This is a genomic window from Streptomyces sp. NPDC104761 (assembly GCF_055583445.1).
Window position 1 is genome coordinate 301,858 of record NZ_JBVJNZ010000011.1, and the last position, 26,201, is coordinate 328,058.

The window sequence follows — 26,201 nt, forward strand, 5'->3', positions numbered from 1 at the left end:
TAAGGCTAACCTCATACAAGGGGGTCACAAGGTGGCCATCGAGACGTACCGCGACGCCTGGGGCATCCCGCATCTGCGGGCGGCCGACGCCCTCGAACTCGCCCGTGCCCAGGGCCGGGTCACCGCCCATGACCGGGCCTGGCAGCTGGAGACGGAACGGCACCGCGCGCAGGGGACGTCGGCGTCCTTTCTCGGCGCCACGGCCGTCGCCTGGGACGTCTTCGCCCGCCGGGCCCGCCTGGCGGACACGGCGAGACGCTGCTTCGGGGCGCTGGAGAGACGGGACCCGGAGACGGCGCAGTGGGTACGGGCGTACGTGGCCGGCGTCAACGAGGGCCTGCCGGCCGGCGCCGCCCGCACCCCGGAGTTCGCCCGCACCGGCCTGGCCCCCGGCACCTGGGAGCCCTGGCATCCCCTGGGCGTCTGGCTGACCACCCACATCCTGTTCGCCGGCTTCCCGGCCAAGCTGTGGCGCGAGGAGGCGATACGGCACCTGGGCGAGGAGGCCGTTCCGCTCTTCGCCACGGATGGCCCGGGCACCTCGGGCAGCAACGGCTGGCTCCTCGCCGGCTCCCGCACCACCACCGGCCACCCCCTCCTCGCCGGCGACCCCCACCGGTTCATCGAGGCACCCGGCGTCTACCAGCAGATCCGCCTCGCCTGCCCGGAGTTCGACGTCGTCGGCCTGGCGGTGCCGGGCGTCCCCGGCATCGCCCACTTCGCCCACGCGGGCACGGTCGCCTGGTCCATCACCAACGCGATGGCCGACTACCAGGACCTCTACCGCGAGCGCCTGCGGCGCACCGGGACCGACGTGGAGGCCCTCGCCCCGGACGGCACCTGGACCCCGGCCGACCGCCACACGGAGACGATCGAGATCTACGGCAACCCCCCGACCGAGATCGAGCTACTCGAAACACCCCGGGGGCCGGTCATCACCGGGTGCCCGGGGACGGGTCCGGGGACGACGACGGACCCGGGTTCGGGGACGGGGATAGGGACGTGTTCGGGGACGGATCCGGGTTCGGTGGCGGGGACGGATTCGGGTTCAGGTTCAGGTTCGGGTTCGGGGACGGGTTCGGGGACGGGGACGTGTTCGGGGACGGATTCGGGTTCGGAGGTGGGTCCGGGTCCGGGGACGCGGACGGGTCCGGGGACGGAGGCGGGTCCGGGGACGGAGGCGGGGGCGGCGAAGGAGACGGCGGGGGATGGCAGCGATTCTCGGGCAGCCGCCGGCGGTGCTCGGCCCCCACAGGGGCCACCCGCACCCGACCACGAAAGCCGCACGGGTGGTGCGGGTGGGAAGACATCCGCCGATGGCGAAGCCGAGGCGTTGGCCCTCCGCTACCCACCCCGCGTCACCGAGGACCTAGGCTTCAGCGCCCTCCTCCCCCTCCTCCGCGCCCGCCACGTCACCGACGTGGACCGTGCCTTCGACGCCTGGGCCGAGCCCGTCAACGTCGTGCACGCCGCCGACACCGACGGCGGCCTCCTCCACCGCGTCGCCGGCCGCGTCCCCGTCCGGTCCCACACCAACCGCACCCGCCTCGCCCCCGCCTGGCTCCCCGGCCACGACTGGCAGGGCTGGCACGAGATGCCGTACGGCGACCTCACGGACGGCGTGGCCGTGATGGCCAACCAGCGCGGCCCGGCCGCCCCCCTCGGCGTCGAGTTCGCCCCGCCGCACCGCGCCGACCGCATCCGCGCCCTCCTCGACGAGCGCCGCGCCTGGTCCGCCGCCGGCCTGCCCGCGATCCACACCGACACCCACCTCGCCTCCGCCGCCCCCCTCCTCGACCAGCTGGCCGCCCTCGACGGCCTCACCCCCGAGGCCGGCGCCCTCCGTGACCGCCTCCTCGCCTGGGACCGCCGGATGGACGCCGACAGCACCGACGCCGCCGCCTACGCGGCCGTACGCTCCGCCGTCGTACGGCACCTCGCCGCCCACCCCGCCTTCGCCGCGCTCGCCGAACCCCCGGACCTCCCCGAGGTCCTGCGCCCCTGGCTGGCCCTCGTCCCCCGGATCGCCTTCGCCCTCGAACACCTCCTGCGGGCGACGGAGCTGTACGGCGTCGACCGCCCCGCCGCCGTCCGCGCCGCCGTGCAGGAGGTCGCCGCCGACCCGCCCACCGGCACCTGGGGCGACACCCACCGCCTCGCTTCCTGGCAGGCGCTGCCCGGCCCGTCGCCGTACGACGGACCGGCGCTGTCCGGCGACCACGACTGCGTGCTGTGCACCTCCGCCGTCCCCGGCCTCACCGACCGCGCCACCCGCGGCCCGGCCGCCCGCTACGTCTGGGACCTGGCCCGCCGCGACGACAGCCTCTGGGTGGTCCCGCTCGGCGCGGACGGCGTCCCGGGCGCCCCCCACCACACCGACCAACTCCCTTTGTGGCTCAGGGGAGAACTGGTCCCGGTCGTCACCGACTGGGCCCGGCTGGAACGCACAGACCTCACGGAGGACACCGATGGCTGAGCACCACCCCGTCTTCGAGCACACCCTCGCCGGCTTCGGCACCGTCCGGCTCCGCCCCCTCGACCCCGAGCGCGACGCGGCCGTCGTGCACAGCTGGGTCGACGCGGAACGCGCCGCCTTCTGGGGCATGACCGGACTCACCCGCGCCCAGGTCGCCGAGATCTACGCCCACATGGCGACCCTCGACACCCACCACGCCCACCTCGCCGAGAAGGACGGCACGCCGGTCGGCCTCCTGCAGACGTACGAGCCGGCGGCCGACCGTGTGGGCGAGTGCTACGACGTCCGCCCCGGTGACGTCGGCGTCCACGTCCTGCTCGCCCCGGCCGGACCCGAAGGCCCCCGCCCCGGTTGGACGGAGGCGTTGCTGACCGCCTTCACGGCGTACGTGCTGCTCGGCAGGGACCGCCACCGCATCGTCGTGGACCCGGACGTCCGCAACGAGAAGGCGATCGCCCGCTTCCGGCGCCAGGGCTTCCAGCTCGGCCCGGCCGTCGTCCTCCCCGAGATCGACCTCCCCGACGTCCACCTGCCCGAGAAGCACGCTCAACTGGCTTTCCTCACCCGGCCGGTAGCCTTCCCGGGTGACCTCCCCGATGCCGAGCCCGAGCCCGAAGCCGACCGCCGATGACCTCATCGCCCACTACGGCCTGGAGCCGATCCCCCGCGAGGGCGGCCTGTTCCGGGAGACCTGGGCCGGTCCCGCACGCCCCGACGGCCGCCCCGAGGGCACCGCGATCGTGGTCCTCCTCACCGCCGACGACTTCTCTGCCCTGCACCGTCTCCCCACCGACGAGATCTGGCACTTCTACCTGGGCGACCCGCTGGAGCTCCTGCTGCTCGCCCCCGACGGCACCACCAGCACGCCCGTCCTCGGCCCCGACCTCCTCGGCGGCCAGCACATCCAGCTGACCGTCCCGGCCGGCACCTGGATGGGCGCCCGGGTGGCGACCCCGGGCGCCTGGACCCTGTTCGGCTGCACCATGGCCCCCGGATTCACCTTCGAGGGGTACGAACACGGGAACGCGGCCGACCTCACGGCGCGTTACCCCTCCGAAGCCGCCCGCATCACGGGACTCTGCCGTCCATGACCCTTCTGCTCGACGGACAGACCGCCCTGGTCACGGGCGCGAGCGGCGGCATCGGCCGCGCCGTCGCCCGGCGCCTGGCGGAGGAGGGCGCGGCGGTGGCCGTTCACTGCCGCACGGCGGTACGGGCGGCGCGGGAGACGGCCGCGGACATCGAGGCCCTCGGCGGCAGGGCGACGGTCGTACAGGGAGACCTGAGCGACGAGGAGACCTGCCACCGCGTCGTCCGGGAGGCCGCGCAGTGGGGCGGCGGACGGCTGACGGCCCTGGTCAACAACGCGGCGGTACAGCCCGTACAACCGCTGCCCGGCATGACCGCGGCCGACTGGCGCGCGGTCGTCGACACCAACCTCACCAGCGTCTTCGCCTGCACCCAGGCCGCGGCCGAGACCATGCGCGGCCTGCCCGGCGGCGGCACGGTCACCCACATCGCGTCCATCGAGGCGACCCACCCGGCCGTCGGCCACGCCCACTACAGCACCGCGAAGGCCGCGGTGGTCATGCACGCGCGGGCGGCGGCCCTCGAGTACGGCCGCTCCGGCATCCGCGTCAACACCGTCTCCCCGGGTCTCATCGACCGGGAGGGGCTGGCGGATGACTGGCCCGAAGGGGTACGGCGGTGGCAGGAGGCGGTGCCGACGGGCCGGCTGGGCACCGCGGACGACGTGGCGAACGCGGTGGTCTTCCTGACCTCACCGCTCGCGTCCTGGATCACCGGCCACGACCTGGTGGTCGACGGCGGGGTGTCGGCACGCCCGACGTGGTGACCTTTTCAGCGTCCGAACCCAGGCGCCCCGCAAGGGGCGCGGGGAACTGCGCGCTCAGCCCCCACTCACCCGCAGACAAATTGAGCGCTACAAGCTTCCCGTCCGTATGACCCGGGAACGCGTGTTTCCGAACTCGGAGCGGGTGACGTGAGCGAAGGACACGACAAGCGGCAGGCCCCGACCGGCAACCAGAGGAACCAGAGGAACCGCAGGAACCAGAGGAACCGCAGGAACGACAGAGCCCTGCGCGCCCTCGCGCTCCTCGGCAGCCTCCTCGCCGCCCTTCTCCTCGCATCGGCCGCTCCCGCCTCCGCGCACGCCGCCCTGCGCGGCAGCGACCCCGCCGACGGCGCCGTGCTCAAGTCGTCCCCGGCATCCGTCACCCTCACCTTCACCGAGGCCGTCGGCCTGCTCGACGACTCGTTCCGGGTGTACGACCCCACCAACCACCGGGTGGACACCAGCGAGGCCGGACACGGGCCGGCCGGCTCGGACACCGCGCGGATCACCTTCCCGAAGAAGCTGGGCACCGGCACGTTCACCGTGGCGTGGCGGGTCGTCTCGGCGGACAGCCACCCCGTCTCCGGCGCCCTCACCTTCTCCGTGGGCAAGCCGTCGGCGACCGCGGCGGCCGTCTCCGCCGGCCCCGTCGAGAACCCGCTCACCGGCAGCCTCTACAACATCGGCCGCTACGTCGCGTACCTCGCCATGGCCCTGCTGACAGGCACCGTCGCCTTCCTGGCCGTCTGCCGCCCGCCGGACCCCGCCCCCCTGCGCACCCCGGTCCGCACGGCGTGGTGGACGCTCCTCGCCGCCACCCTTTTCCTCTTCGTCCTGCGCTCCCCGTACGAGGAGGGCACCTCCCCGGCGACGGCCTTCGACCTCTCCGCCCTCGCCAGGTCCGCGTCCGGGCGCCCGGGTCTGGCCCTGCTGGCCCGGGTGGCCCTGCTGGCGCTCACCGCAGCACTCCACCTCCTGCTCCGCAGGCGCGTGGGCCGCGACCTTCCGTCCAGTCCGTCACGCCCCTGGCTCGCCGCGGCCGCCGCCCTCTCCGTCGCCCTGGCCCTGACCTGGGCGGCGGCGGAACACGCCTCGGCCGGTGTCCAGGTCCCCCTTGCGATGACCTCGTCGGTGCTGCACCTGCTGTCGATGGCGCTCTGGATGGGCGGCCTCGCTGCCCTCCTGATCACCCTCCAGCGCTCCGACGTGCCGCTGCCCGCCGCGGTGGTCACCCGCTTCTCCCGAACGGCCTTCGGGGCGGTGACGGTCCTCGTCGTCACCGGCGTCTACCAGTCCTGGCGCGGCCTCGGCTCCTGGCAGGCCCTCACGGACACGTCGTACGGCAGGCTCCTGCTCGTCAAGCTCGCCGGGGTGACCCTGCTGCTGGCGGCCGCCTCGCAGTCCCGGCGCTGGACGGCGAGGCTCGCGCAGGCCCCGGCCGTGCCGGCCCCCGAGCGCGTCCCACTGCCGGTCGGAGGAGGCCCGGCGGACCCGCCGGCCGGGAGGCAGGACACACCACGCCCCGACGAACCTGGGGCCACCCCAGACGAACCTCGGGCCACCCCCGCCGGCCGCCACCAGGCCGCTCTGCGCCGTTCGGTCCTCGCCGAAGTGGCCGTCGGCGTCGCCGTCCTGGGCATCACCACGATCCTCACCGGCACCCTCCCCGGCCGGGCCGCGGCCGAGGCGGCCGGGTCGGGAACGGCGCCGGCCGCCTCGGCCGGCATCCCCGCGGCCGTCGTCGCCCTCGTCCCCTTCGACGTCGGCACCCCGAACGGCCACGGCAAGGTGCAGATCACCCTGGACCCCGGACGCGTCGGTGCGAACTCCGTGCAGGCGGTCGTCTTCGGCCCCGACGGCGGCATCTCCGCCGTCCCCGAACTCCGCCTCTCCTTCACCCTCGCCGCCCAGAAGATCGGCCCGCTCCCGGCGAACGTGACCGACCGCGGCGGCTATTGGGCCGCCGACTCCGTCAACCTCCCCCTCGCGGGCGAGTGGACGATGTCGGTGACGGTACGGGTCTCCGACCTGGACCAGGTGACGGTGACGAAGAAGGTGCGGATCGCCGCCTAGCCGTGACCACCGTGGCGGTCCGTCTCGTCCCTGGCCGGCTCCGGCGCCGGCCTCGGCGGGGCGGCGGAGCACCTCGTCGGGGGCAGCGCCGTCCACCACGCGTGCGGGTCGGGCACGTCCGCCTTGCGGCGACCACCTCCCCGCAGCAGGCTGTTCGACGGGGGCGGTGAGGGAAGGGAGTCCCGCGATGACCCAGCAACCGCCCACGGCGCCGCTCGACCGGCCGGTCGTCGGCTCGTATCCGACCTACGAGGGCGCGCAGCGTGCGGTCGACTTCCTCTCCGACAGCAAGTTCCCGGTGGAGCACACCGCGATCATCGGCTCCGACCTGCGGATGGTGGAGACGGTGCTCGGCCGCCTCACCCGCGGCCGGGCCGCCCTGGCCGGCGCGGGCTCGGGTGCCTGGTTCGGGCTCCTCGTCGGCCTGCTCCTGTCGCTGTTCGCCGCGGGCAACCACCACGTCCTGGTCCTGATGATCAGCGGGCTGTTCTACGGCGCGATCTTCGGCGCCCTCTTCGGCTTCGCCGGCCACGCCTTCACCGGTGGCCGCCGCGACTTCGCGTCCCGCAGCCAGATCGTCGCCGCCCGCTACGACGTGGTCGCCCAGGCCGAGGTCGCCGAGGAGGCGAAGAACCTCCTCATCAAGCTCGGCTGGCGCGAGGGCTGAGCGGAGCCCATGTCCGCCCCTCCCGGACCCACCCGGCGTGGCGGGCCCGGAAGCGGGTACCGGCGGTCGGCAGCCGTCCGGCCCGGCTGCTCCGCTCAGGCGCCCACGGTGCCGTCGACGCCCTCGCGGAGGAAGTCGGCGTGCCCGTTGTGGCGGCCGTACTCCAGCAGCACGTGCAGCATCACCATCCGCAGCGACACCTCCTCCTCCCACCTCGGCTGGTATCCGGCCTGGTCCAGGGATTCGGCAGCGCGCTCGATCCGGCGCGAGGTCTCCACCTCGGCCTCCCACGCGGCGAACGCCTCCGCCCTGGTCGACCCGCTCGCGTCGTACGCCGCCTGGAAGTCGATCTCGTCGGACCACACCATGGGCGCGTCCTTGTCCTCGAACACCCGGCGGAACCAGGCGCGTTCCACTTCCGCCAGGTGCCGCACCAGACCGAGCAGCGACAACGTGGACGGCGGCATCGACCGCTGACGTAGCTCCTCGTCGGTGAGCCCCTCGCACTTCATCGCGAGGGTCGCGCGGTGGTACTCGAGGAAAGCCCGCAGCATCTCGCGTTCACTGCCGAAGCTGGGCGGTCCCGTGCGGGGGTCGCTGGTCACTGGCCGTACTCCTCGTCGTTCACCGATCATCCGCTCCCGCATCCCGGGCGCGGCAGCAGTATCCAGCCGACCGGCGGCCCGCATGGGCTGTTCGGCCGATGAAGACAGATGCCGTGCCGGGCGTCGCGCGCGTCAGAGGTGTTCGACCTGTGATCATGGAGCGGTCGTCAAAAGTGGTCGATGCGGAGAAAAGTGGTCGATGTGGAGCTCCGGGTCGCGGTGCCCGACGCGCCGCCGCCGCGGGGCGCTCGCCGGAACGCGCCGCAGGTGATGCGGTGAACTGGCTGACCTCGCTGCCGGCGGCGGTGCTGGTCGTGGGCGGGCTCCTGCTCGCCCTCCTGGTCGCGGCAGCGGCGCGGGTTGGCGTCCGGGCGCTCGTACCGGCCGGGGAACGGGACCGGGTGCCGCAGATCGCCACGCCCCTGATGCCGACGCTCGGCGCCGCCTTCGCGATCTTCGCGGCACTGTCACTCGCCAGCGAGGCCGGCTACCTGCGCGCGGCCGAGGGGCTGGTGAGCGAGGAGGCCGCGGCGGCCTCCCGGCTGGCGTGGGCGGCGACGAGTCCGCACGTCCGGTCGGAGCCGATCCATGCGGCACTGCTGGACTACCTGCAGACCACGCGGGCCAGGGAGTGGGAGGGTACGGCGGCGGCGTCCGGTGACGACCCGGCCACCGCTCGTGCGATCGCACGGTTGGAACGGAGCGTGCGCACCGAGGCGGCCCGCCCCGAGGTGGGTGTCCCGACAGGTGCGGAGCTGGCGCTCTCCCTTGACGGTGTCACCAGCAGCCGCCGCGCCCGCGTCGCCGCCGCCGCGCGCGACGTACCCACGCTCTACGTAGTCACGCTGGTGGTCAGCGGTGTGGCTCTGATCGTGAACTCGGGCGCACTCGTCTTCCGCAGCAGTCTGCGAACGTCACTGCTCATCGTGGGGATCGCGAGTGTGGTCGGGCTGAGCCTGGCACTGCTCTTCGCACTCACCGCGCCCTGGAGCGGACCGTTCATCGTCAGCGGCCATCCGCTCGACGCCGTCATCGGAGACCTGAAGTCCGGCTTCTTCAACGGCGGACCGTAGGGGGCGGGCGCGATCAGCGAGGTTCGCCGCCACCACGCCTTCCAAGCGTCCGCGCGGCCGTCCGCAAGCGTTCGCATGGTTGCTTCCTGGCCGTTCCGTCTAGGACGCCGCCGCCGACCGCAGCCCCTCACGTTGCAGTCACTGGCTCAGGGGTGCGCTCGTCGCGCCCCTGTCGGTGCGTCCGGGGGCTACTTGTCCTTGCCGTTTCCGTGGCCGCCGTTCGCCTGGCTCTTGCCCGCCGTGCTGTTGCCGGAGGCGCCGGTGTTACCCGCCGTGCCATTGGCGGAGTTCGCGGCACCCTTGCCGGACCTGTCCGCCCCGGCGGACGTGCTCGGTGCGACCGTCGCCCCGGCCAGTTGCTCCGAGCAGTAGGCGGCGACTTTCTCCTCGCCTCCGGCGGCCTCGATGAGCCGCTGCCAGGCCGTCGAGTCCAGCGCCGTGCCGTTGCCCCGTACCTTCTCGTAGGCGCGGCAGTGGGCTTCGGTGTCCTGGGCAGTGGTGGGCCGGCCCGTCGGCCGGGCGCCGTCCGAGGGCGGTGACGAGACCGCGCCGCCCGGCCGGTTCGGAGCGACCGCGGACGGACGGGTGGTGCCCGGGCCGCGGTCGGCGCTGTCGGTGGAGGAGCCTGCGGAACCGATGGCCGCGACCGCGACGCCGCCCAGGGCGAGGCTGGCGAACACGACGCCGAGCGTCGTCTTCACCGGGCGCCGTGCCCGCCGCTGCTTCGCCGGCCGCCAGTCGTCCCGGCGCCGGGTACGTGCTCGGTGCGCCCCTCCGGCATGCGCGGCCCGGAATGCGGCCACGGCCCGCTGCTCGGCTTCGGGGGCGAGATCGTCCGCGCGGACGGCGGCGGCAAGGACCGTCTCCAGCGCGTCGGCGTCATGCACGTTCGCGGGGCCGGACGCGGCACCACCGGGCTGCGCAGGTCGACGGCCCGGTACTCCGTAGCCGCTCAGCCGCTTGCCCATGTCCGTTTCCGTTCCTGTCCGAGCGTTGCCATTTCGTACGGTGTGCCGGGCCTCGTGCCTTTGGGGTGACCGCTGCCGGCATCGTCGTTCATGTCGACTCCCCCAGCGTGCGGGAAGTCCCATCCGTCACACTCTCCGCCGTCTCACCACCCACGCCCAGTTGACGTGCGAGGCGTTTCAGACCCCTGTGGGCGGCCGTGCGCACCGCTCCCGGACGCTTGCCCAGGACCCGTGCGGCGGCCGGACCGTCCAGGCCGATGACCACCCGCAGGAGCACTGCCTCGGCCTGGTCCCGCGGCAGTCCACGGACGAGTTCCAGGGCCCGCTCGGTGGAGAGGGACTCCAGGGCCTGCTCCGGGGTGTTGTGCGGGCCGGCCAAGTCCAGTACGTCCTGGTCGGTCCCGTCCGCCTGCGGTCGTACCCGTCGGCGACGGAGATGGTCCAGCGCCCGGTGCCGGGCGATGGTGGCCGTCCAGCCGCGGAAGCCGGCTCCGTCGCCTCTGAAACGTCCGATGTCGCGCGCTATTTCCAGCCACGCATCGGACGCCACGTCCTCCGCTTCATCGCCGACGATGCCGCGGAGGTAGCCGAGCATGCCCGGCTGCACGATCCGGTAGGCGACCGCGAAGGCGCTCTCGTCGCCCTCCTGGGCCCGAGCGACCGCAGCGCCGAGTTCCCCGTCGTACTCCTGTACGCGCCGGGGTTGCCGTACCTGGCCCAAGATTGCCCTCGTTCGCACCGATCACAGCCGAGTCCACGTCGTCCGCCGTGCTCCGGTCGCATCGACGGCCCCATGGTGACCAGCGTGCATCCTCACAGAAGTGTCACAACGTCCCAGGAGCCTTCCCACGTCGTCGCCGCTGGATCCGGTGTGCGGATGGCGCAGCGCGACCGGCACCGTCCGGGCCGGGTGACGTTTCCGTCGTGCCCTGTGCTGGGGCCGCGCCCGTCCGGCGGCCGGGCCATCAGCCGGTGCCACCCGCCCGCGTGATGCTTCGCCTCCTCCGTGCGCTCCTCCTGTCATGAGCGCGTATCTCCGTCTGCGAGCGGTGCCGGCCCCGGCGCTGCGCAACAGCGTGGCCTGGCTGGAACAGCTCTTCGCAATCGACTCGGAGACCGTCCTGCACCGGGCCGGTCGGCACCGCGAGGAAGTACTGGACAAGCGCTGCCTGGACCAGGAGCGCATCTACGCCGGTGCTCTCCCGCACGGTCCCGACGTGGTGCTCGGTGGCCGCCCCGTGTTCCGGGCCGACCGGCACAGACCGCCGCTGCTGGTGCTGACGGCCGCCCATGCCCGCAGGGTGGCCGGGTTCCTGACGGCGGCCGATTTCGACGCCCTGTGGGCCACCGCCCGGGACACACTGCTGCTCCCCTACGGCCGCGAGAGCGCGGAGCCCGAGACACGGCGGGTGTGCGCCGAGGCACACCGGGAACTGACGACGTTCTATGCGCACACGGCCGAGCACGGGTACGCGGTGGTGAAGTGGCTGGCCGAGGCGTGAAGGGCAGCCGTGCATGGCAGGAAACGTGAGTGTCCGAAGGGGGACGTGTAGCTGTCCGAGGCGGGAGGTGTAACGGTTTCGGCCTCTCGCGCTCTTTCCATGCAGGCGACCAGGTCGGTCGTCGGCCAGGGCAGGGGCGGACTCGTGCAGTTGACGGACGAAAGCGGCGGAGCGTACGGCGAGGAGTCGTACGGCGATGTCTGGTACGGGCGTGCCCACGGCCACGAGAGCGGTGGCATCACTGCCACCGCCGTCACCGAGACGGCCGTGCCGGAGCCCTGGGGCACCGGTGCGCCCCTCCCCTGGGCCGGGCCGGACCAGCCCGCCACGACGGAGTGGGACTCCCCGCACGGCGACGTCATCACCGTGCTGCCCCCGCACCAGGACACGCCGGAGGACGATTCGGCGCGACCTGTCTTCGTGGACGCCTCGGGGCGCCGCCAGCGCCGCGTGCGGCGCGCCGCACAGCTGCTGGTGATCCCCGCCGCCTGCTATGTCGTCCTGCTGATCAGCACGGTCCTGGGCGGCCCCACCATCAGCTCCCCGTTCGTGCCGCTGCCGGACACGACGCATCCGGCCGCGGCCCACGCGACCACCCCCGACTCCGGCTCCTCGTCCGGCACGGGCCGAGCGGCGGGGAGCGAGAGCTCCGGCGCGGCGCACGACAGCTCCCGCCCCGGTGCGCGTCAGACGGCCTCCGCCTCGACCGGTCGCCCGACGGCCTCGACCGCACCCGCGGTCACGTCCGGGCCCACGGCGACGCCGACCGGCACCACTTCCGCGGCCGCCACGACCACCGCAACCCCCAGCGCCACCCCCACCACCGCGCATTCCGCCAAGGGGCGCTCCACCGCCTCGTCCCACCGGCCCGTGAAGTGAGCCAAGGCCCTGACGTGACCGATCGCCGCCGTCGCAGCGCCTCGCCCCGCCGCACTCGCCAGATCACCCCCCGCACGCACTGGCTGCTTCTGTGCGTGCTCGTGGTGACCCTTTCGACGGCCCTCCTGCTGCAGGGCTACACCCACCACATGTTCGGAATCACCTCGGACGACGTGACCGGCCCCCGCGGTCGTGCCGATGCGGTGCCCAGCCGGGTGACCGACGGCGGCCCGGTGATCGCGGACGCCGCCGGCTCCCCGCACACCGTTCGGCCCAGGACCCGCACCATCGCCCTCACCTTCGACGACGGCCCCGACCCCGTCTGGACTCCGCGCATCCTCGACGTGCTGCGCCGCAACCACGTGCAGGCAACCTTCTTCGTCGTCGGCACCGAGGTCGTGGCCCACCCGGAACTGGTCCGCCGGATCGTCGCCGACGGCCACCAGATCGGCATCCACACCTTCACCCACCCCGACCTGTCCCGTCTCGCCCCGTGGCAGCGCTCCCTGGAACTGCGCGAGACCCAGCTCGCGGTGGCCGGTGCGGCCGGGGTCACCACCGCACTGCTGAGGCCGCCGTACTCCTCGGAGAACGACGCACTGAACAACGCCGACTGGTCCGTCCTCGAACAGGCCGACGCGCTGGGCTATGTCACGGTCCTCTCCACCCAGGACGCCGAGGACTGGCAGCGCCCCGGCACGGACCGCATCGTCGCGAACGCGACCCCGCACGGCCACGCCGGGCAGATCCTGCTGATGCACGACGGCGGCGGTGACCGCTCCCAGACCGTCGCCGCGCTGAACACCCTGATCCCACGGCTCAAGGCACGGGGCTACCGGTTCGCGACGGTCGGCGCCGCGGTCGGCATGGCCGGCCCGGTCCAGCCCGCCGGACTGGGCGCTCACCTCCAGGGAATGGCCCTCATCGGCATGTTGCAGGGCGGCGACCGGGTGGTGCGGCTGCTGGGCTGGCTGATGTACGCGGCCGGAGCACTCAGTGTGCTCCGCGCGGCGGTCGTGCTGGTCGCGGCCCGCCGCCACCGGCGGCAGCGCAAGGGACACCAGGCCGGGTCCTGGGGGCCGCCGGTGACCGAACGGGTCAGCGTCATCGTCCCTGCCTTCAACGAAAGCGCCGGAATCGAGGCCGCCGTACGCTCACTGCTCGCCTCCGACCATCCGGTCGAGATCATCGTGGTGGACGACGGCTCCACCGACGGCACCGCCGACCTGGTGGAGTCGCTCCGGCTGCCCGGGGTGCGGGTGATCCGGCAACCCAACGCGGGCAAGCCCGCCGCGCTCAACACGGGACTCGCCGCGGCCACCTGCGACCTGGTGGTCATGGTCGACGGCGACACGGTCTTCGAACCCGACGCCGTCCGCATGATCGTGCAGCCCTTCGCCGACCCCCGCACGGGTGCCGTCTCCGGCAATGCGAAGGTCGTCAACCGTCGCGGTCTCCTGGGGCGGTGGCAGCACATCGAGTACGTGGTCGGCTTCAACCTCGACCGCCGCCTGTTCGACCTCGCCGAGTGCATGCCGACCGTGCCCGGCGCCGTCGGCGCCTTCCGACGCCGGGCACTGCTCGCCCTCGGCGGCGTCAGCGACGTCACCCTCGCCGAGGACACCGACCTCACCATGGCGCTGTGCCGCGCCGGCTGGCGTGTGGTGTACGAGGAGCGCGCGGTGGCCTGGACCGAGGCGCCCGCCTCCCTGAACGCCCTGTGGCGGCAGCGGTACCGCTGGTGCTACGGCACTCTCCAGGCGATGTGGAAGCACCGCGGCGCACTCGTGCAGCGCGGCGCCGCCGGCAAGCTCGGCCGCCGGGGCTTGGTCTACCTGCTCCTCTTCCAGGTGCTGCTGCCCCTGCTCGCGCCCGTGGTCGACGTCTTCGCCGTCTACGGCCTGGTCTTCCTCGACCCGCTGCGCATCACCGCCCTGTGGCTCGCCTTCCTGCTCCTGCAACTGCTGATGGGCCTGTACGCGTTCCGCCTGGACGGCGAGCGCCCCGGCCCGCTGTGGAGCCTGCCGCTCCAGCAGTTCGTCTACCGCCAGCTGATGTACCTGGTGGTCATCCAGTCCGTCTTCACCGCCCTGTCGGGCTCACGACTGCGGTGGCAGCGCATGGAGCGCTACGGCAGCCTCCAGGCCCCGGCGGGCGGACGGACACCCGACCCGGAGCTGGTACCGCACGAGTCCGTCCGGCAGCCGACGGCGTACGAGGATCAGCCACCGGTCCAGACCGGCGCTTTTCACGGGTTTACGCCCGGAGAGCGGCACCGCCGGCAGTGAAGTGTGTGGCCGGAAGGGCCGGGCCGTCAGCGCTGGCCGAAGAAGACCTCCTTGATGTCGCGCGGCGCGTGGTGGACCAGGACATGTCCGGCGCCCGGGTCGGCCGCCACAGGCCGGCCAGGGAGTCCGGCAGAGGGCCGAGCAGCACGGCGGCCGCCGGCAGGCCGTCGATCAGTGTGACCCGACCCTCGGACCTCGGCGCCGGATCGTCCAGCACGGCGCCGGTGCGTGCCTTGCCACGGGCGAGCGCGAACATCACCGCGGCCGTTGCCGCGGTCCAGGCGATGCCAGACGGGTTGGAAGGTGCTGTTCGCGTGGGAGACCGGAGCCGGCATGTTCGCCGACTCCGGCCCGGCGGCACGGCTCAGTGCCGCGGCAAGACGGTGGCCCCCCACGCGGCGTGCGGAGCCAACAGGCTTACGTCATACGGACGTTCAGCCGGTGAAGGCGGTAGTGCCGTTCGGGACACCGAGCCCGGACGGGCCGTCGTATCCGGTGGTGCCGGTGCAGAGGTAGGAGCCGCCGCAGCTGCCGTTGGAGCCGCTGGTGACGTCGTACAGGGCCGAGGCGTGGGCGTACGGGAAGGACGCCGGGTAGGAGCCGGAGGTCGGGGCTCCGCCCAGTGCGTAGGTCGCTGCGATCAGTGGTGAGGAGGCGCTGGTGCCGCCGAAGACCATCCAGCCGGTGGCCGAGCGGTAGCTGTCGTAGACCGCGACGCCGGTGTTCGGGTCGGCGACGGCGGAGACGTCCGCCACGGTGCGGTCGGCACAGCCGGTGTCCTTCTGCCAGCTGGGTTTGGCGTCGTACTTGGAGCAGCCGGAGCCCGCCCCGCTCCAGACCGTGTCGGTCCAGCCGCGGGAGTTGGAGGCGGTGTTCAGGGACGTACCGCCCACTGCCGTCACGTACTTGGAGGCGGCCGGGTACTCGACTCCGTAGCCGCCGTCACCCGAGGAGACGGTGATGGCGACGCCGGGGTGGTTGAAGTAGCTGGAGTCGTAGGTCGCGTCGCTGGAGGACTCGGAGCCGCCGTAGCTGTTGGAGACGAACTTCGCGCCCAGCCTGATCGCGGTGTTCACGGCCGTTCCGAGGTTGGTCATGGCCGCGGTTTTGGCCTCGACCAGCAGGATCTTGCAGTTCGGGCAGGCCGCGCTGACCATGTCGAGGTCGAGGGAGATCTCCTCGGCCCAGCCGGAGTCGCCGCGCGGGTAGCTGGTGCCGCCGTTCTGGTCGGCCTTCGTGAAGCAGCCGTTGGCCGTGGTGCAGGCGGACAGGCCGTACTGGGAGCGGTAGACGGCGAGGTCGGACTCGGCGTCGGGGTCGTCGTAGGCGTCGACGATCGCCACCGTCTGGCCCGAACCGCTGCCGACAGAGGGCAGGTTGTACGCCGCCTGGAGCGAGGAGGGGCCGTAGCCGGAGGGCGCGGCGGCCGCGGTCAGCGCGCTCTCGGCGGGTGCCGACCGCGGTGTGCCCCCAGTGACCTGCAGGGCGTTGCAGGCCATCTCGTTCTTCTTCGTCGGGGCGGTGCAGGCGCGGGCTACGGTGACGCCATGGGCGAGGAAGGCCGTGGCCTGGGCCGCTTGGCCGGCGGGAGCGGCCAGGGCGAGGGCGGCGGTGACGAGTGTGGCCACGGCAGGGAGAGAAACGATTCTGCGCAACGTACGTCCTCCACGTGGTGGGTGAACCGGGAAGGCTGTGGGGGGTGCGCGGTACGACCGCGGCGCGGGGTGCGCGCCGAGGCCGGGCAGACTGTACGGATGTCGCGGTCACGTCAACAAGGTGGACGTTCGAGCAGGGGCATTTCTTTGCCTTTCATGGGAGTTTCCTGTGCAGTTCCTGGGCGGCTCATGGCTGAAATGCGGGCCGCCATGTCCGGACCGACCTGGGTGCCGGCTTCGCCCGAGGTTCCGTGGAGCGCTGTGACGTGCTCCCGCTGGCCGAGTCGGCTCCGTGGACTCACCGAGCCGGGAGGCGGGAGAGCGGCGGCTCGTGATCAGGGTCGTACGGCCGAGGCCACGCCTCCGGGTCGCCTGGCTCAGCCTTGCCGACGGCCGGCAGGGCTGGGCACAGGCCCGAGCAGTCGGTGATGCCAGGAACGTGCGCCGCAAGATCTGTCGCATGCGCACGCAGCCGTTCGACGACGTCTGTCACGCTGCGTTGCACATGGCTGTGGCCGAGGAAACGCCCCCGGGTTTTCGTGGACCAAGATCCACCGTCTTGGACCTGCTCCGGGAGGACGAGCTCCGGGCCGCCTTCCGATCGGTGCGGTTCGAACCGAGCGCTGCTGTGGCGCCTGATCATGCCGACTGCAACCGCGGAATTGCTCTGCGGTGACAAGGTACGCCTCGTGGCTGTGTGACGGGCGTTGTTCATGTGCCTCGAGCCGCAACGTCGATTCCTCGGTGAGTTCCATCAGATGCCGGCCGGCATGGCGTTCCAGTGCGCCCCTGATCATGTCTGGCCGATGCCCGACCGTGATCACACGTCGAAGGGCCCCACCGCAAGCGGTGGGGCCCTTCGACAACGTGCCCGGTGAGGCACTGGCGGAGGATACGAGATTCGAACTCGTGAGGGGTTGCCCCCAACACGCTTTCCAAGCGTGCGCCCTAGGCCTCTAGGCGAATCCTCCGCTGGAGACATTACATGACCGGGAGGAGTGCTCGCGAACTCGTTCCCACCCGCTGACGTCGGGTACTCTGTGCAGAGCCCCTCACGCGGCGCTATCTGACTGAACTCCCCCAGGGCCGGAAGGCAGCAAGGGTAGGTTGGCTCTGGCGGGTGCGTGGGGGGCGCCTGCGTTTGTGGGCGGGGCTGGTTGTCAGTGGGCGCCTATAACCTCGTATGCGTGTCGTCTCTCGCGCTGTACCGCCGCTATCGCCCGGAGTCGTTCGCCGAGGTCATCGGGCAGGAGCATGTCACCGACCCGCTGCAGCAGGCGCTGCGGAACAACCGGGTCAATCACGCGTACCTGTTCAGCGGCCCGCGTGGGTGTGGCAAGACGACCAGCGCGCGGATCCTCGCCCGGTGCCTGAACTGCGAGCAGGGCCCGACGCCGACTCCGTGCGGGGAGTGCCAGTCCTGCCGCGACCTGGCGAGGAACGGCCCCGGTTCCATCGACGTCATCGAGATCGACGCGGCCTCTCACGGTGGTGTGGACGACGCCCGTGAACTGCGCGAGAAGGCCTTCTTCGGGCCCGCCTCCAGCCGCTACAAGATCTACATCATCGACGAGGCCCACATGGTCACGTCGGCCGGCTTCAACGCGCTGCTGAAGGTCGTCGAGGAGCCGCCGGAGCATCTCAAGTTCATCTTCGCCACGACCGAGCCCGAGAAGGTCATCGGGACCATCCGGTCGAGGACCCACCACTACCCGTTCCGGCTGGTGCCGCCGGGCACGCTGCGGGACTACCTCGGCGAGGTGTGCGGCAAGGAACAGATCCCCGTCGAGGAGGGTGTGCTCCCGCTCGTCGTGCGCGCCGGTGCCGGGTCCGTGCGTGACTCCATGTCCGTCATGGACCAGCTGCTCGCCGGAGCGGGCGCGGAGGGTGTGACGTACGCCATGGCCACGTCCCTCCTCGGGTACACGGACGGGTCCCTGCTCGACTCCGTCGTCGAGGCCTTCGCGACCGGGGACGGCGCCGCCGCCTTCGAGGTCGTCGACCGGATCATCGAGGGGGGCAACGACCCGCGCCGCTTCGTCGCCGACCTGCTGGAGCGGCTGCGGGACCTGGTGATCCTCGCCGCCGTGCCGGACGCCGCGGAGAAGGGACTGTTCGACGCCCCCGCCGACGTCCTAGAACGGATGCGGGCCCAGGCCGGTACCTTCGGCGCCGCCGAGCTCAGCCGCGCCGCCGACCTGGTCAACGAGGGCCTGACCGAGATGCGCGGTGCCACCTCCCCGCGCCTCCAGCTGGAGCTGATCTGCGCCCGCGTGCTGCTGCCGGCCGCGTACGGCGACGAGCGCTCCGTGATGGCCCGCCTCGACCGCCTGGAGCGGGGCGTCAGCTTCTCGGGCGGGGGCGGCGCTCCCGCCATGGGGTACGTCCCCGGTCCCGAGGCGCACGTCCAGCCTCCGGCGCCTGTACAGCAGGGGGGCGGCCCGGCGGCGGCCCGGGCGGCCGTACGAGGGGGAGCGGCGCCGACCCCGACCCCGGCTCCCGCTCCGGCCCCTGCGCCGACTCCAGAGCCTCCGACTCCAGAGCCTCCGGCTCCGGCCGCCGCCGCGCCGGCTCCGGCACCGCCCGTCCCGGGCGCTCCCGCGCCCGGTGCCTGGCCGACGGCTGCTCCCGTGGGCGGCGGCGGCACCCGCCGCCCCGGCGGCTGGCCCACGGCCGCGGGCGGCGCCGCCGCCGCTCCGGCCCCCCAGCAGGCCCCGCAGCCCTCGGCGGCCCCGGCAGCCGCCCCGGCGCCGGCCCCGGCTGCCGCCGCCCCTGCCGGTGGCCTCGACCCCCGGGTGCTCTGGCCGAACATCCTGGAGGCGGTGAAGAACCGCCGCCGCTTCACCTGGATCCTGCTCAGCCAGAACGCCCAGGTCGTCGGTTTCGACGGCACCACCCTCCAGATCGGCTTCGTCAACGCCGGCGCCCGCGACAACTTCGCGAGCAGTGGCAGCGAGGACGTGCTGCGGCAGGCACTGGGCGAGCAGTTCGGCGTGCAGTGGCGGATCGAGGCGGTCGTCGACCCGACGGGCGGCGGTGGCGCGGCTCCGCCCGCCGGATACGGCGCGGCACCTGCGGCCCCGGCCCGCCCTGCGCCCGTCCAGCAGGCCCCGGCGGCCACCGCCCCTGCGCAGAGTGCGCCGACGCCCGCCCCGAGGGCAACGGCCCCGGCCCCCGCGCCGAGCGCCCCGGAGCCGCCGCCGGTGTCTCCCGAGGACGACATCCCCGAGGAGGACGACCCCGACCTCGACGAGTCGGCCCTCTCCGGTCACGAACTGATCGTGAAGGAGCTGGGGGCGACGGTGGTCGAGGAGATCCAGAACGAGTGACGCGTGGCGGCCGCCGACGCCTCGAAGACACGGCGTGCAGCCAGGCTGGCGTCTGCGAGCCGTCGGGGGTTGCCCGCGCGGTTCCCCGCGCCCCTGGGTTCCCAGCGCATCCAGCGCAGGAGAGCGGAGGCTCCCGTCCAGTCCGGCGTTCCGTCCACTGGAAGTGCCGCGAGACGCCGCCGCTACTACCTCAATGGCCGGAAGGGCCGGCGGCTGATTGCCGCCTCAAACGCGCGACCGGCTGGAGGGGGTGATTGCCGCCTCGAACGCCGGACGGGCTGAAGGGGTGCTTGCCGCCTCAACGCGCGATCGGCTGAGGGGGTTCTCGCCGGCTCCATCGCGCGACCGCCGGAGGGGGCGGTTGCTGCCTGAATCATCTGACGGGCCGAGCGGCAGCGCCCCGTAAGGGGCGCGGGGAACTGCGCGAGCAGCCACGACGGCGCCGCAGTGGACGCCACCCCCCAGCCCGTCCGGCGTTCGAGGACGAGGCCGTTCGGGCCGGAGGGGGGCTTGGGGGCGGCGGCCCGCAGGGGGCGTCGGCAGGGGGCCGCTGCTCGGCCTGCCCCCTTGGAGGAACCTCCAGTCGGCCCACCCAGCTACGCTGGCCCCCGTGAAGGTCCTCGTCATCGGCAGCGGCGCCCGCGAACACGCCCTGTGCCGCTCTCTGTCCCTCGATCCCGACGTCACCGCGCTGCACTGCGCCCCCGGCAACGCCGGCATCGCCGAGGTGGCCGAGCTGCACCAGGTCGATGCCCTGGACGGCGGGGCCGTGGCCGCGCTCGCCCTGGAACTCGGCGCCGACCTGGTGGTCGTCGGCCCGGAGGCCCCCCTGGTCGCCGGGGTCGCCGACGCCGTGCGCGAGGCGGGTGTCCCGGTCTTCGGCCCCTCCGGGGAGGCCGCGCAGATCGAGGGGTCCAAGGCGTTCGCCAAGGACGTGATGGCGGGGGCCGGAGTCCCCACCGCCCGTTCGTACGTCTGCACAAACGCCGAGGAGGCCGCCGAGGCGCTGGACGCCTTCGGCGCGCCGTACGTCGTGAAGGACGACGGGCTCGCGGCCGGCAAGGGTGTCGTGGTGACCGACGACCTGGACGTCGCCAAGGCGCATGCCGCCGCCTGCGACCGCGTCGTCATCGAGGAGTTCCTGGACGGCCCCGAGGTCTCCCTCTTCGCGATCACCGACGGCGAGACGGTCCTCCCGCTCCAGCCCGCGCAGGATTTCAAGCGCGCCCTCGACGGCGACGAGGGGCCGAACACGGGCGGCATGGGGGCCTACTCCCCGCTGCCCTGGGCCGACCCCAAGCTCGTCGACGAGGTCCTGCAGACCGTCCTGCAGCCCACCGTCGACGAGATGCAGCGCCGCGGCACCCCGTTCTCCGGTCTCCTCTACGCCGGCCTCGCGATCACCTCGCGCGGTGTGCGGGTCATCGAGTTCAACGCCCGCTTCGGCGACCCGGAGACCCAGGTGGTCCTCGCCCGCCTGAAGACCCCGCTGGCCGGTGTCCTGCTCGCCGCCGCGAACGGCACCCTCGCCGACCTCCCGCCGCTGCGCTGGCACGACGACGCGGCCGTCACCGTCGTCGTCGCCTCGCACAACTACCCGGGCACCCCGCGCACCGGCGACCCCATCACCGGCCTCGACGCCGTCGCCGCCGAGGACGCACCGCACGCCTACGTCCTGCACGCGGGCACGAAGCGCGCCGGTGACGACGTCGTCAGCGCGGGCGGCCGGGTCCTCTCCGTCACGGCGACCGGCGCGGACCTGACCCAGGCCCGTGAGCGGGCGTACGCGGCGGTGGCGCGGATCGGCCTCGACGGCTCCCAGCACCGTACGGACATCGCCGCGAAGGCGGCGGCCCAGGAGGCCTGAGCCCGCCGCCTCCGCAGACCCGTTCCTGATCAGGCCCCGGACCAGAAATCCGGGGCCTGATCGTTGCTGTCTGTCGATCACCTCTGACCAAAGCCATTCCATCGAGTGACCGATGCCCTATCCGGCTGACGGGGGCCGAACCCCCAACTAGGGTGCGGCGCAGGCGTTCCGGCACTTGGCCCACCGGCATTGCGATGTCAGTGGCGGGTGCCACAGTGGGGGAGTGAGCAACAGCCAGGACAGGCCGAGGACAGCAGACAGGGGGTGAGGTCGGGACGTGACCAGTACCGGTATCGGTGCGGAGGCGGGAGCGCAGGCAGCGCGTACCCGGGCCCTCGCCGTGCTGCGCATCCGCGGCCGTGCCCTGGCCGTGGCGCTGCTGCCCGCCGCGGCCACGGTGATCCTGCTGGCCGGCGGTTCCACCGGCCACTTCGTCGGCCGCGGCTGGGACACCGCCCGCTGGGCCGTCGGCGCCCTCGCGATCGTCGTGCTGCTGGCCGCCGCCGGCGTCGCCCTGGTCGTGGCCCGCGCCCGCCCGGCAGTGAGCCCCACGGTGCCGATCCAGGAGGAGTCCGCCCCCGACCTGTACCGGATGGTGCGCGACCTGGCCGACCGCCTCGACGTGCCGGCGCCCTCCGCCATAGCGCTCACCCCGGACTGCGACAGCTGGCTGGAGGACCGCACCCACCCGGCCCACGGGCCGCCCGCGCCCAAGGGCGGTGACGAGCTCGGCACCCCCGGCCTGCACCGCCGCACCCCGGCCGCCCCCGTCCTCGTCATCGGCTCCCCGTTCCTGTGGTGGATGCGCGTCGGCGAGCTCCGCGCGGTCCTCGCCCCGGTCGTCGCGGGTACGGGACCCTCGGCGCACCCGGACATAGCGGCCGCCCGCCGGTTCGTCCGGGGCCTGGACGCGGCGGTGGCGGTCTCCGCGGCGCCCGCCCGACGCCCGGCCACCCGCCTGGTGTGCGCGGGCATCGCCTGGGTGGCCCGGCTGCTCCTGCGGGGCTGCCGGGAGCACGCGGCGCTGATGGAGCGCGGGGTCGCCGCCGCGGCCGCCGAGCGGGCCCAGGCCGTGGACTACGGCCTGCGGATCGTCGCCCAGGAACAGGTCGGCCTGGCCTACGCCGGCTGGGACCGGCTGCTCACCCGGGTCGCGCTGCCCGCCTGGCGGATGGGCCGCTGGCCCTCCCGGCTGGACGCGGGTGTGGTCGCGGCCCTCACCGAGCTGTCCCGGCGTGACCGGCTGGCCGAGGGCTTCGCCTCCCGGCTGGGCGAGCGGCCCGCCTGCGACCTGCTGGAGGAACCGGGCCTCGTGGACGAGGCCGCCTCGCTGCTCGCCGCCCGCCTCTTCCACGGCGGCCCCGCCGAGCCAGGACCGGCCTGGTCGCCGGTGGCCTGGCAGGAGTACCCGGACGAGGTCGTCGACCGCACCTGGCGCACCGAGGCGGCCCGCCTGCACCGCGTCCTGGACGCCCTCGGGGTCCGCGCCACCCTCGACCCCGGCGCCCCGGACCCCGGCGGCCCCACCCTGGCCCGGGTCCTGGACCACCTGACGGACCCGACCGCCGCCTCCGACAGGCCCCGCAGCCTTCCGGCGTACGACGACGACCCGCGCACCTCCGAGGGCGATCCCCGCTCCTCCGGCCAAGATCACCGCACTTCAGGCCACGACGTCCGCATCCCCGGCTACGACGACGAGGCGGACGGCGAGCCCACCGGTACCGAACGCAGCGCCGCACTCGCCGCCGGCCTCACCGCGGCCCTCGCCCGGGAGGAGCACGAGGGAGCGCACGCGAGCACGGCCTGCACCACACGCCCCGGCTGTCCACCGGCCGCCGGCGGCCAGGGCGGCCCTGGCAGTCCCCTCTGGGACGACGGGGCACTGCCTCTCTTCCCGCTCCAGCCCCCGCGCACCGCCCGCGAACTCCTCGCCGACCACGTCAAGGCGATGGTGTGCTGCGCGGCCGTGGACACCGCCGGAGCCACCCCCGGCCTGGACTGGCTCGACGGTCCGGCCCTGCTGGTCGACGGCGAGCGGGCCGCCGACCTGACGCCCAGAATCCTCAGCCTCATCGAGGAGGGAGACCCGGCCCCGCTGCGGGCCTGGCTGGTCGAGTCCGGAATACGGCCCGAGAAACCGGTCCGGCTGGTCTGACCTCGCCGTTTCGGCGCTTTAGCGGAGCAAAGTGTTCCACTTCAGGCAAATTCGCGACGAACCGTGACCGTACGCGTGCGTTATGTGATGTGCTGGGACCGTTGCCGGGTGTGGCAAGCGCATCCGACATAAGACAGACGCCACAGTCACGGTACGGAACAGCACGGCACGGAACAGCACGGAACAGCACGGCACGGCGTACACATCGCATACATCGCACATCGGCTCGATCAGCACACTTCACGGGGGCACGAGGGAGGGGAGCCACCATGGCATCGGACCAGATCCGCCGCTGGGAGTCGGGAGCACTTGCGCACGCCGTCACGGACCCCTTCGGTCAGGGGCCCGTCCCCTGGCTGCGCGGCAGCGAGACCTATTTCGACGACACCGGTCATGTCGTCCCCTGGTACGTGGACCCCGGCAGGCCACAGCCCACCGGCGAGAACCCGCGGGTCCCGGCACCGCGCTCCGCCGACGGCGGCCCGCGTTCCGCGGACGACGTGCACCGTCAGATCAAGGGGTTCACCTCGACCGGCGCGGTCACCCCGGGCGAGGCCGTCGACTTCCACATCACCGTCGACCCGCCGCAGGAGTTCAGCGTCGACATCTACCGCATCGGTCACTACGGCGGCGACGGCGCGTCCAAGATCACCACCAGCCCCCGGCTGTCCGGCATCGTCCAGCCCCCGCCGCTGGCCGCCGACCGCACGGTCTCCTGCCATCACTGGTGGCTCTCCTGGCGGCTGCAGGTCCCGTCGTACTGGAGCATCGGCGCGTACGTCGCCGTGCTCACCACGGCCGACGGCTACCGCTCCCACGTGCCCTTCACGATCCGCGACAACCACCCGGCCGACCTGCTGCTCCTGCTGCCGGACATCACCTGGCAGGCGTACAACCTCTACCCGGAGGACGGCCGCACCGGCGCCAGCCTCTACCACGCCTGGGACGAGCGGGGCCGGCTGCTCGGCGAGGCCGACGCGGCGACCACCGTCTCCTTCGACCGGCCGTACGCGGGCGCAGGCCTGCCCCTGCACGTCGGCCACGCCTACGACTTCATCCGCTGGGCCGAGCGCTACGGCTACGACCTCGCCTACGCCGACGCCCGCGACCTGCACGCCGGCCGCGTCGACCCGACCCGCTACCGGGGGCTGGTCTTCCCGGGCCACGACGAGTACTGGTCGCCGCAGATGCGCCGCACCGTCGAGCTGGCCCGGGACAGCGGCACCAGCCTCGTCTTCCTCTCCGCCAACACCATGTACTGGCAGGTGGAGTTGGGCCCCTCCCCGTCCGGGGTCGCGGACCGCCTGCTGACCTGCCGAAAACGCAAGGGCCCGGGAAAGCCCGTGCTCTGGCGCGAGATCGACCGGCCCGAACAGCAGACGGTCGGCATCCAGTACGCGGGCCGGGTGCCCGAGCCGTCCCCCCTGATCGTGCGGAACGCGGGGCACTGGCTCTGGGAGGCCACCGGCGCGCACGAGGGCGACGAACTCCCGGGCCTGGTCGCCGGCGAGGCGGACCGTTACTTCCCGCGCACCGCGCTGCCCGAGCACGAGGAACGCATCCTGCTCGCCCACTCCCCCTACACCGACAACGACGGCGTCCTGCGCCACCAGGAGACCTCGCTGTACCGCGCTCCCTCCGGGGCCCTGGTCTTCGCCGCCGGCACGTTCGCCTGGTCACCGGCCCTGGACCGCCCCGGCCACATCGACGCCCGGGTCCAGCGGGCCACCGCCAACCTCCTGGACCGCATCTGCAAGCACGACTGACGCGGGCACGCCGTCTCGCACACGTGTCCGCGCCGCCCCGCTGTCCGTGCACAACCCGGCATACGGGAGAATCGAGGGCACCTGTACAGAACCACGGGGAGGAACCGTGTCCGGATTCGTCGAAAAGCCCGAGCCCGTGGAGGTGCCGGGCCTGGTGCATCTGCACACCGGCAAGGTGCGCGAGCTGTACCAGAACGCGGCCGGAGACCTCGTGATGGTCGCCAGCGACCGCCTGTCCGCGTACGACTGGGTGCTGCCGAGCGAGATCCCCGACAAGGGGCGGGTGCTCACCCAGCTCTCCCTGTGGTGGTTCGACAAGCTCGCCGACCTGGTCCCCAACCACGTCATCAGCACCGAGCTGCCCGAGGGCGCCCCCGCCGACTGGGCGGGACGCACCCTCATCTGCAAGTCACTGAAGATGCTCCCGGTCGAGTGCGTGGCCCGCGGCTACCTCACCGGCTCGGGCCTCGCCGAGTACCAGGACTCCCGCACGGTCTGCGGCCTCGCCCTGCCCGAGGGCCTGGTCGACGGCTCCGAGCTGCCCGCCCCGATCTTCACCCCGGCCACCAAGGCCGAGGTCGGCGAGCACGACGAGAACGTGTCGTACGAGGAGGTCGCCCGCCAGGTCGGCGCCGAGACCGCCGCCCAGCTGCGCCAGGCCACCCTCGCGGTGTACGGCAGGGCGCGGGACATCGCCCGGGACCGGGGGATCGTGCTGGCCGACACGAAGTTCGAGTTCGGCTTCGAGAACGACACGCTCGTCCTCGCCGACGAGGTCCTCACCCCGGACTCGTCGCGCTTCTGGCCGGCCGACGAGTGGCAGCCGGGGCGTGCCCAGCCGTCGTTCGACAAGCAGTACGTGCGCGACTGGCTGACCTCGGCCGAGTCCGGCTGGGACCGCAGGAGCGAGCAGCCCCCGCCGCCGCTGCCGGAGCAGGTGGTCGAGGCGACCCGCGCGAAGTACATCGAGGCGTACGAGCGGCTGACGGGCAACAGCTGGTCGTGACGACGGCGGCTTGTCTCCCGGGCCCCCGGCCCGGGAG

General features: G+C 73.2%; 19 protein-coding genes, 1 tRNA gene and 1 other RNA gene. 16 read left to right on the forward strand and 5 right to left on the reverse strand.

Features of this window, described 5'->3' with window-relative positions:
* The first annotated feature begins 31 nt into the window (after positions 1-31).
* The 6 genes from ACZ63F_RS28785 (at position 32) to ACZ63F_RS28810 (ending at position 7,071) form a co-directional block, all read left to right on the forward strand.
* On the forward strand, positions 32-2,476 hold the full coding sequence (locus tag ACZ63F_RS28785) for a penicillin acylase family protein (protein ID WP_469715071.1): 2,445 nt from the start codon (positions 32-34) through the stop codon (positions 2,474-2,476).
* On the forward strand, positions 2,469-3,107 hold the full coding sequence (locus ACZ63F_RS28790) for a GNAT family N-acetyltransferase (RefSeq protein WP_469715073.1): 639 nt from the start codon (positions 2,469-2,471) through the stop codon (positions 3,105-3,107). Before ACZ63F_RS28785 ends, ACZ63F_RS28790 begins: the two co-directional genes overlap by 8 nt.
* Positions 3,073-3,567: a cupin domain-containing protein gene (locus ACZ63F_RS28795; protein ID WP_351960402.1), complete on the forward strand. Its 495-nt coding sequence runs from the start codon at positions 3,073-3,075 to the stop codon at positions 3,565-3,567. The genes ACZ63F_RS28790 and ACZ63F_RS28795 overlap by 35 nt, the downstream gene beginning before the upstream one ends.
* A complete protein-coding gene (locus tag ACZ63F_RS28800; protein WP_469715076.1) occupies positions 3,564-4,331 on the forward strand; it encodes an SDR family NAD(P)-dependent oxidoreductase in 768 nt (255 codons plus the stop codon). The genes ACZ63F_RS28795 and ACZ63F_RS28800 overlap by 4 nt, the downstream gene beginning before the upstream one ends.
* A gap of 243 nt (positions 4,332-4,574) precedes the next feature.
* The gene (locus tag ACZ63F_RS28805; RefSeq protein WP_469715203.1) at positions 4,575-6,404 is read left to right on the forward strand and encodes a copper resistance CopC/CopD family protein; all 1,830 of its coding nucleotides are present in this window, start codon (positions 4,575-4,577) and stop codon (positions 6,402-6,404) included.
* A gap of 187 nt (positions 6,405-6,591) precedes the next feature.
* On the forward strand, positions 6,592-7,071 hold the full coding sequence (locus ACZ63F_RS28810) for a YflT domain-containing protein (protein WP_093501078.1): 480 nt from the start codon (positions 6,592-6,594) through the stop codon (positions 7,069-7,071).
* Between the two features lie 95 nt (positions 7,072-7,166).
* Here the strand turns inward: ACZ63F_RS28810 and ACZ63F_RS28815 are convergent, their stop codons facing one another.
* Positions 7,167-7,676 (reverse strand): DinB family protein, encoded by a 510-nt coding sequence (locus tag ACZ63F_RS28815; protein ID WP_469715079.1) that lies wholly within the window; start codon positions 7,674-7,676, stop codon positions 7,167-7,169.
* Positions 7,677-7,951: 275 nt separating this feature from the next.
* Here ACZ63F_RS28815 and ACZ63F_RS28820 point away from each other — a divergent pair, with 275 nt between their 5' ends.
* Positions 7,952-8,749, forward strand: a complete 798-nt coding sequence (locus ACZ63F_RS28820) for a bestrophin-like domain (protein WP_469715082.1) — start codon at positions 7,952-7,954, stop codon at positions 8,747-8,749.
* A gap of 188 nt (positions 8,750-8,937) precedes the next feature.
* On the opposite strand, the gene ACZ63F_RS28825 is transcribed toward ACZ63F_RS28820, so the two are convergent.
* Entirely contained in the window at positions 8,938-9,717 is a 780-nt protein-coding gene (locus ACZ63F_RS28825) for a hypothetical protein (protein WP_469715086.1), read from the reverse strand.
* 88 nt (positions 9,718-9,805) lie between these two features.
* The gene (locus ACZ63F_RS28830) at positions 9,806-10,438 is read right to left on the reverse strand and encodes an RNA polymerase sigma factor (RefSeq protein ID WP_469715088.1); all 633 of its coding nucleotides are present in this window, start codon (positions 10,436-10,438) and stop codon (positions 9,806-9,808) included.
* A 301-nt stretch (positions 10,439-10,739) separates the two neighbouring features.
* On the opposite strand from ACZ63F_RS28830, the gene ACZ63F_RS28835 reads away from it, so the two are divergent.
* The 3 genes from ACZ63F_RS28835 (at position 10,740) to ACZ63F_RS28845 (ending at position 14,386) form a co-directional block, all read left to right on the forward strand.
* Complete coding sequence (locus ACZ63F_RS28835) at positions 10,740-11,219, forward strand: DUF1877 family protein (RefSeq protein WP_469715090.1); 480 nt, start codon at positions 10,740-10,742, stop codon at positions 11,217-11,219.
* Positions 11,220-11,318: 99 nt separating this feature from the next.
* Entirely contained in the window at positions 11,319-12,098 is a 780-nt protein-coding gene (locus ACZ63F_RS28840) for a hypothetical protein (RefSeq protein ID WP_469715093.1), read from the forward strand.
* A gap of 14 nt (positions 12,099-12,112) precedes the next feature.
* On the forward strand, positions 12,113-14,386 hold the full coding sequence (locus ACZ63F_RS28845) for a bifunctional polysaccharide deacetylase/glycosyltransferase family 2 protein (protein ID WP_469715096.1): 2,274 nt from the start codon (positions 12,113-12,115) through the stop codon (positions 14,384-14,386).
* A gap of 434 nt (positions 14,387-14,820) precedes the next feature.
* Here ACZ63F_RS28845 and ACZ63F_RS28850 read toward each other — a convergent pair whose 3' ends face one another.
* Together ACZ63F_RS28850 and ACZ63F_RS28855 are read right to left on the reverse strand one after the other, a co-directional pair.
* On the reverse strand, positions 14,821-16,014 hold the full coding sequence (locus ACZ63F_RS28850; protein ID WP_469715100.1) for a S53 family peptidase: 1,194 nt from the start codon (positions 16,012-16,014) through the stop codon (positions 14,821-14,823).
* 910 nt (positions 16,015-16,924) lie between these two features.
* A tRNA-Ser gene (locus ACZ63F_RS28855) sits at positions 16,925-17,012 on the reverse strand.
* Between the two features lie 73 nt (positions 17,013-17,085).
* On the opposite strand from ACZ63F_RS28855, the gene ffs reads away from it, so the two are divergent.
* The 6 genes from ffs to ACZ63F_RS28885 all read left to right on the forward strand — a co-directional run bounded on the left by ffs (position 17,086) and on the right by ACZ63F_RS28885 (position 26,164).
* An RNA gene (gene ffs, locus ACZ63F_RS28860) (signal recognition particle sRNA small type) lies at positions 17,086-17,180 on the forward strand.
* Positions 17,181-17,228: 48 nt separating this feature from the next.
* Positions 17,229-19,370, forward strand: coding sequence for a DNA polymerase III subunit gamma and tau (locus ACZ63F_RS28865; RefSeq protein ID WP_469715103.1), 2,142 nt, complete (start codon positions 17,229-17,231; stop codon positions 19,368-19,370).
* A 610-nt stretch (positions 19,371-19,980) separates the two neighbouring features.
* Entirely contained in the window at positions 19,981-21,237 is a 1,257-nt protein-coding gene (gene purD, locus ACZ63F_RS28870; RefSeq protein WP_469715106.1) for a phosphoribosylamine--glycine ligase, read from the forward strand.
* 277 nt (positions 21,238-21,514) lie between these two features.
* Positions 21,515-23,392, forward strand: coding sequence for a M48 family metalloprotease (locus ACZ63F_RS28875; protein ID WP_469715108.1), 1,878 nt, complete (start codon positions 21,515-21,517; stop codon positions 23,390-23,392).
* A 269-nt stretch (positions 23,393-23,661) separates the two neighbouring features.
* Entirely contained in the window at positions 23,662-25,158 is a 1,497-nt protein-coding gene (locus tag ACZ63F_RS28880; RefSeq protein ID WP_469715110.1) for a N,N-dimethylformamidase beta subunit family domain-containing protein, read from the forward strand.
* 106 nt (positions 25,159-25,264) lie between these two features.
* Positions 25,265-26,164 (forward strand): phosphoribosylaminoimidazolesuccinocarboxamide synthase, encoded by a 900-nt coding sequence (locus tag ACZ63F_RS28885; RefSeq protein WP_469715112.1) that lies wholly within the window; start codon positions 25,265-25,267, stop codon positions 26,162-26,164.
* Positions 26,165-26,201: the final 37 nt, after the last annotated feature.

Excerpts from the sequence above, each read along its gene's own strand:
- ACZ63F_RS28790 (WP_469715073.1), top strand. The coding sequence starts at position 2,469 with ATGGCTGAGCACCACCCCGTCTTCGAGCACACCCTCGCCGGCTTCGGC.
- ACZ63F_RS28795 (WP_351960402.1), top strand. The coding sequence starts at position 3,073 with ATGCCGAGCCCGAGCCCGAAGCCGACCGCCGATGACCTCATCGCCCAC.
- ACZ63F_RS28800 (WP_469715076.1), top strand. The coding sequence starts at position 3,564 with ATGACCCTTCTGCTCGACGGACAGACCGCCCTGGTCACGGGCGCGAGC.
- ACZ63F_RS28810 (WP_093501078.1), top strand. The coding sequence starts at position 6,592 with ATGACCCAGCAACCGCCCACGGCGCCGCTCGACCGGCCGGTCGTCGGC.
- ACZ63F_RS28825 (WP_469715086.1), bottom strand. The coding sequence starts at position 9,717 with ATGGGCAAGCGGCTGAGCGGCTACGGAGTACCGGGCCGTCGACCTGCG.
- ACZ63F_RS28835 (WP_469715090.1), top strand. The coding sequence starts at position 10,740 with ATGAGCGCGTATCTCCGTCTGCGAGCGGTGCCGGCCCCGGCGCTGCGC.
- ACZ63F_RS28840 (WP_469715093.1), top strand. The coding sequence starts at position 11,319 with ATGCAGGCGACCAGGTCGGTCGTCGGCCAGGGCAGGGGCGGACTCGTG.
- ACZ63F_RS28880 (WP_469715110.1), top strand. The coding sequence starts at position 23,662 with ATGGCATCGGACCAGATCCGCCGCTGGGAGTCGGGAGCACTTGCGCAC.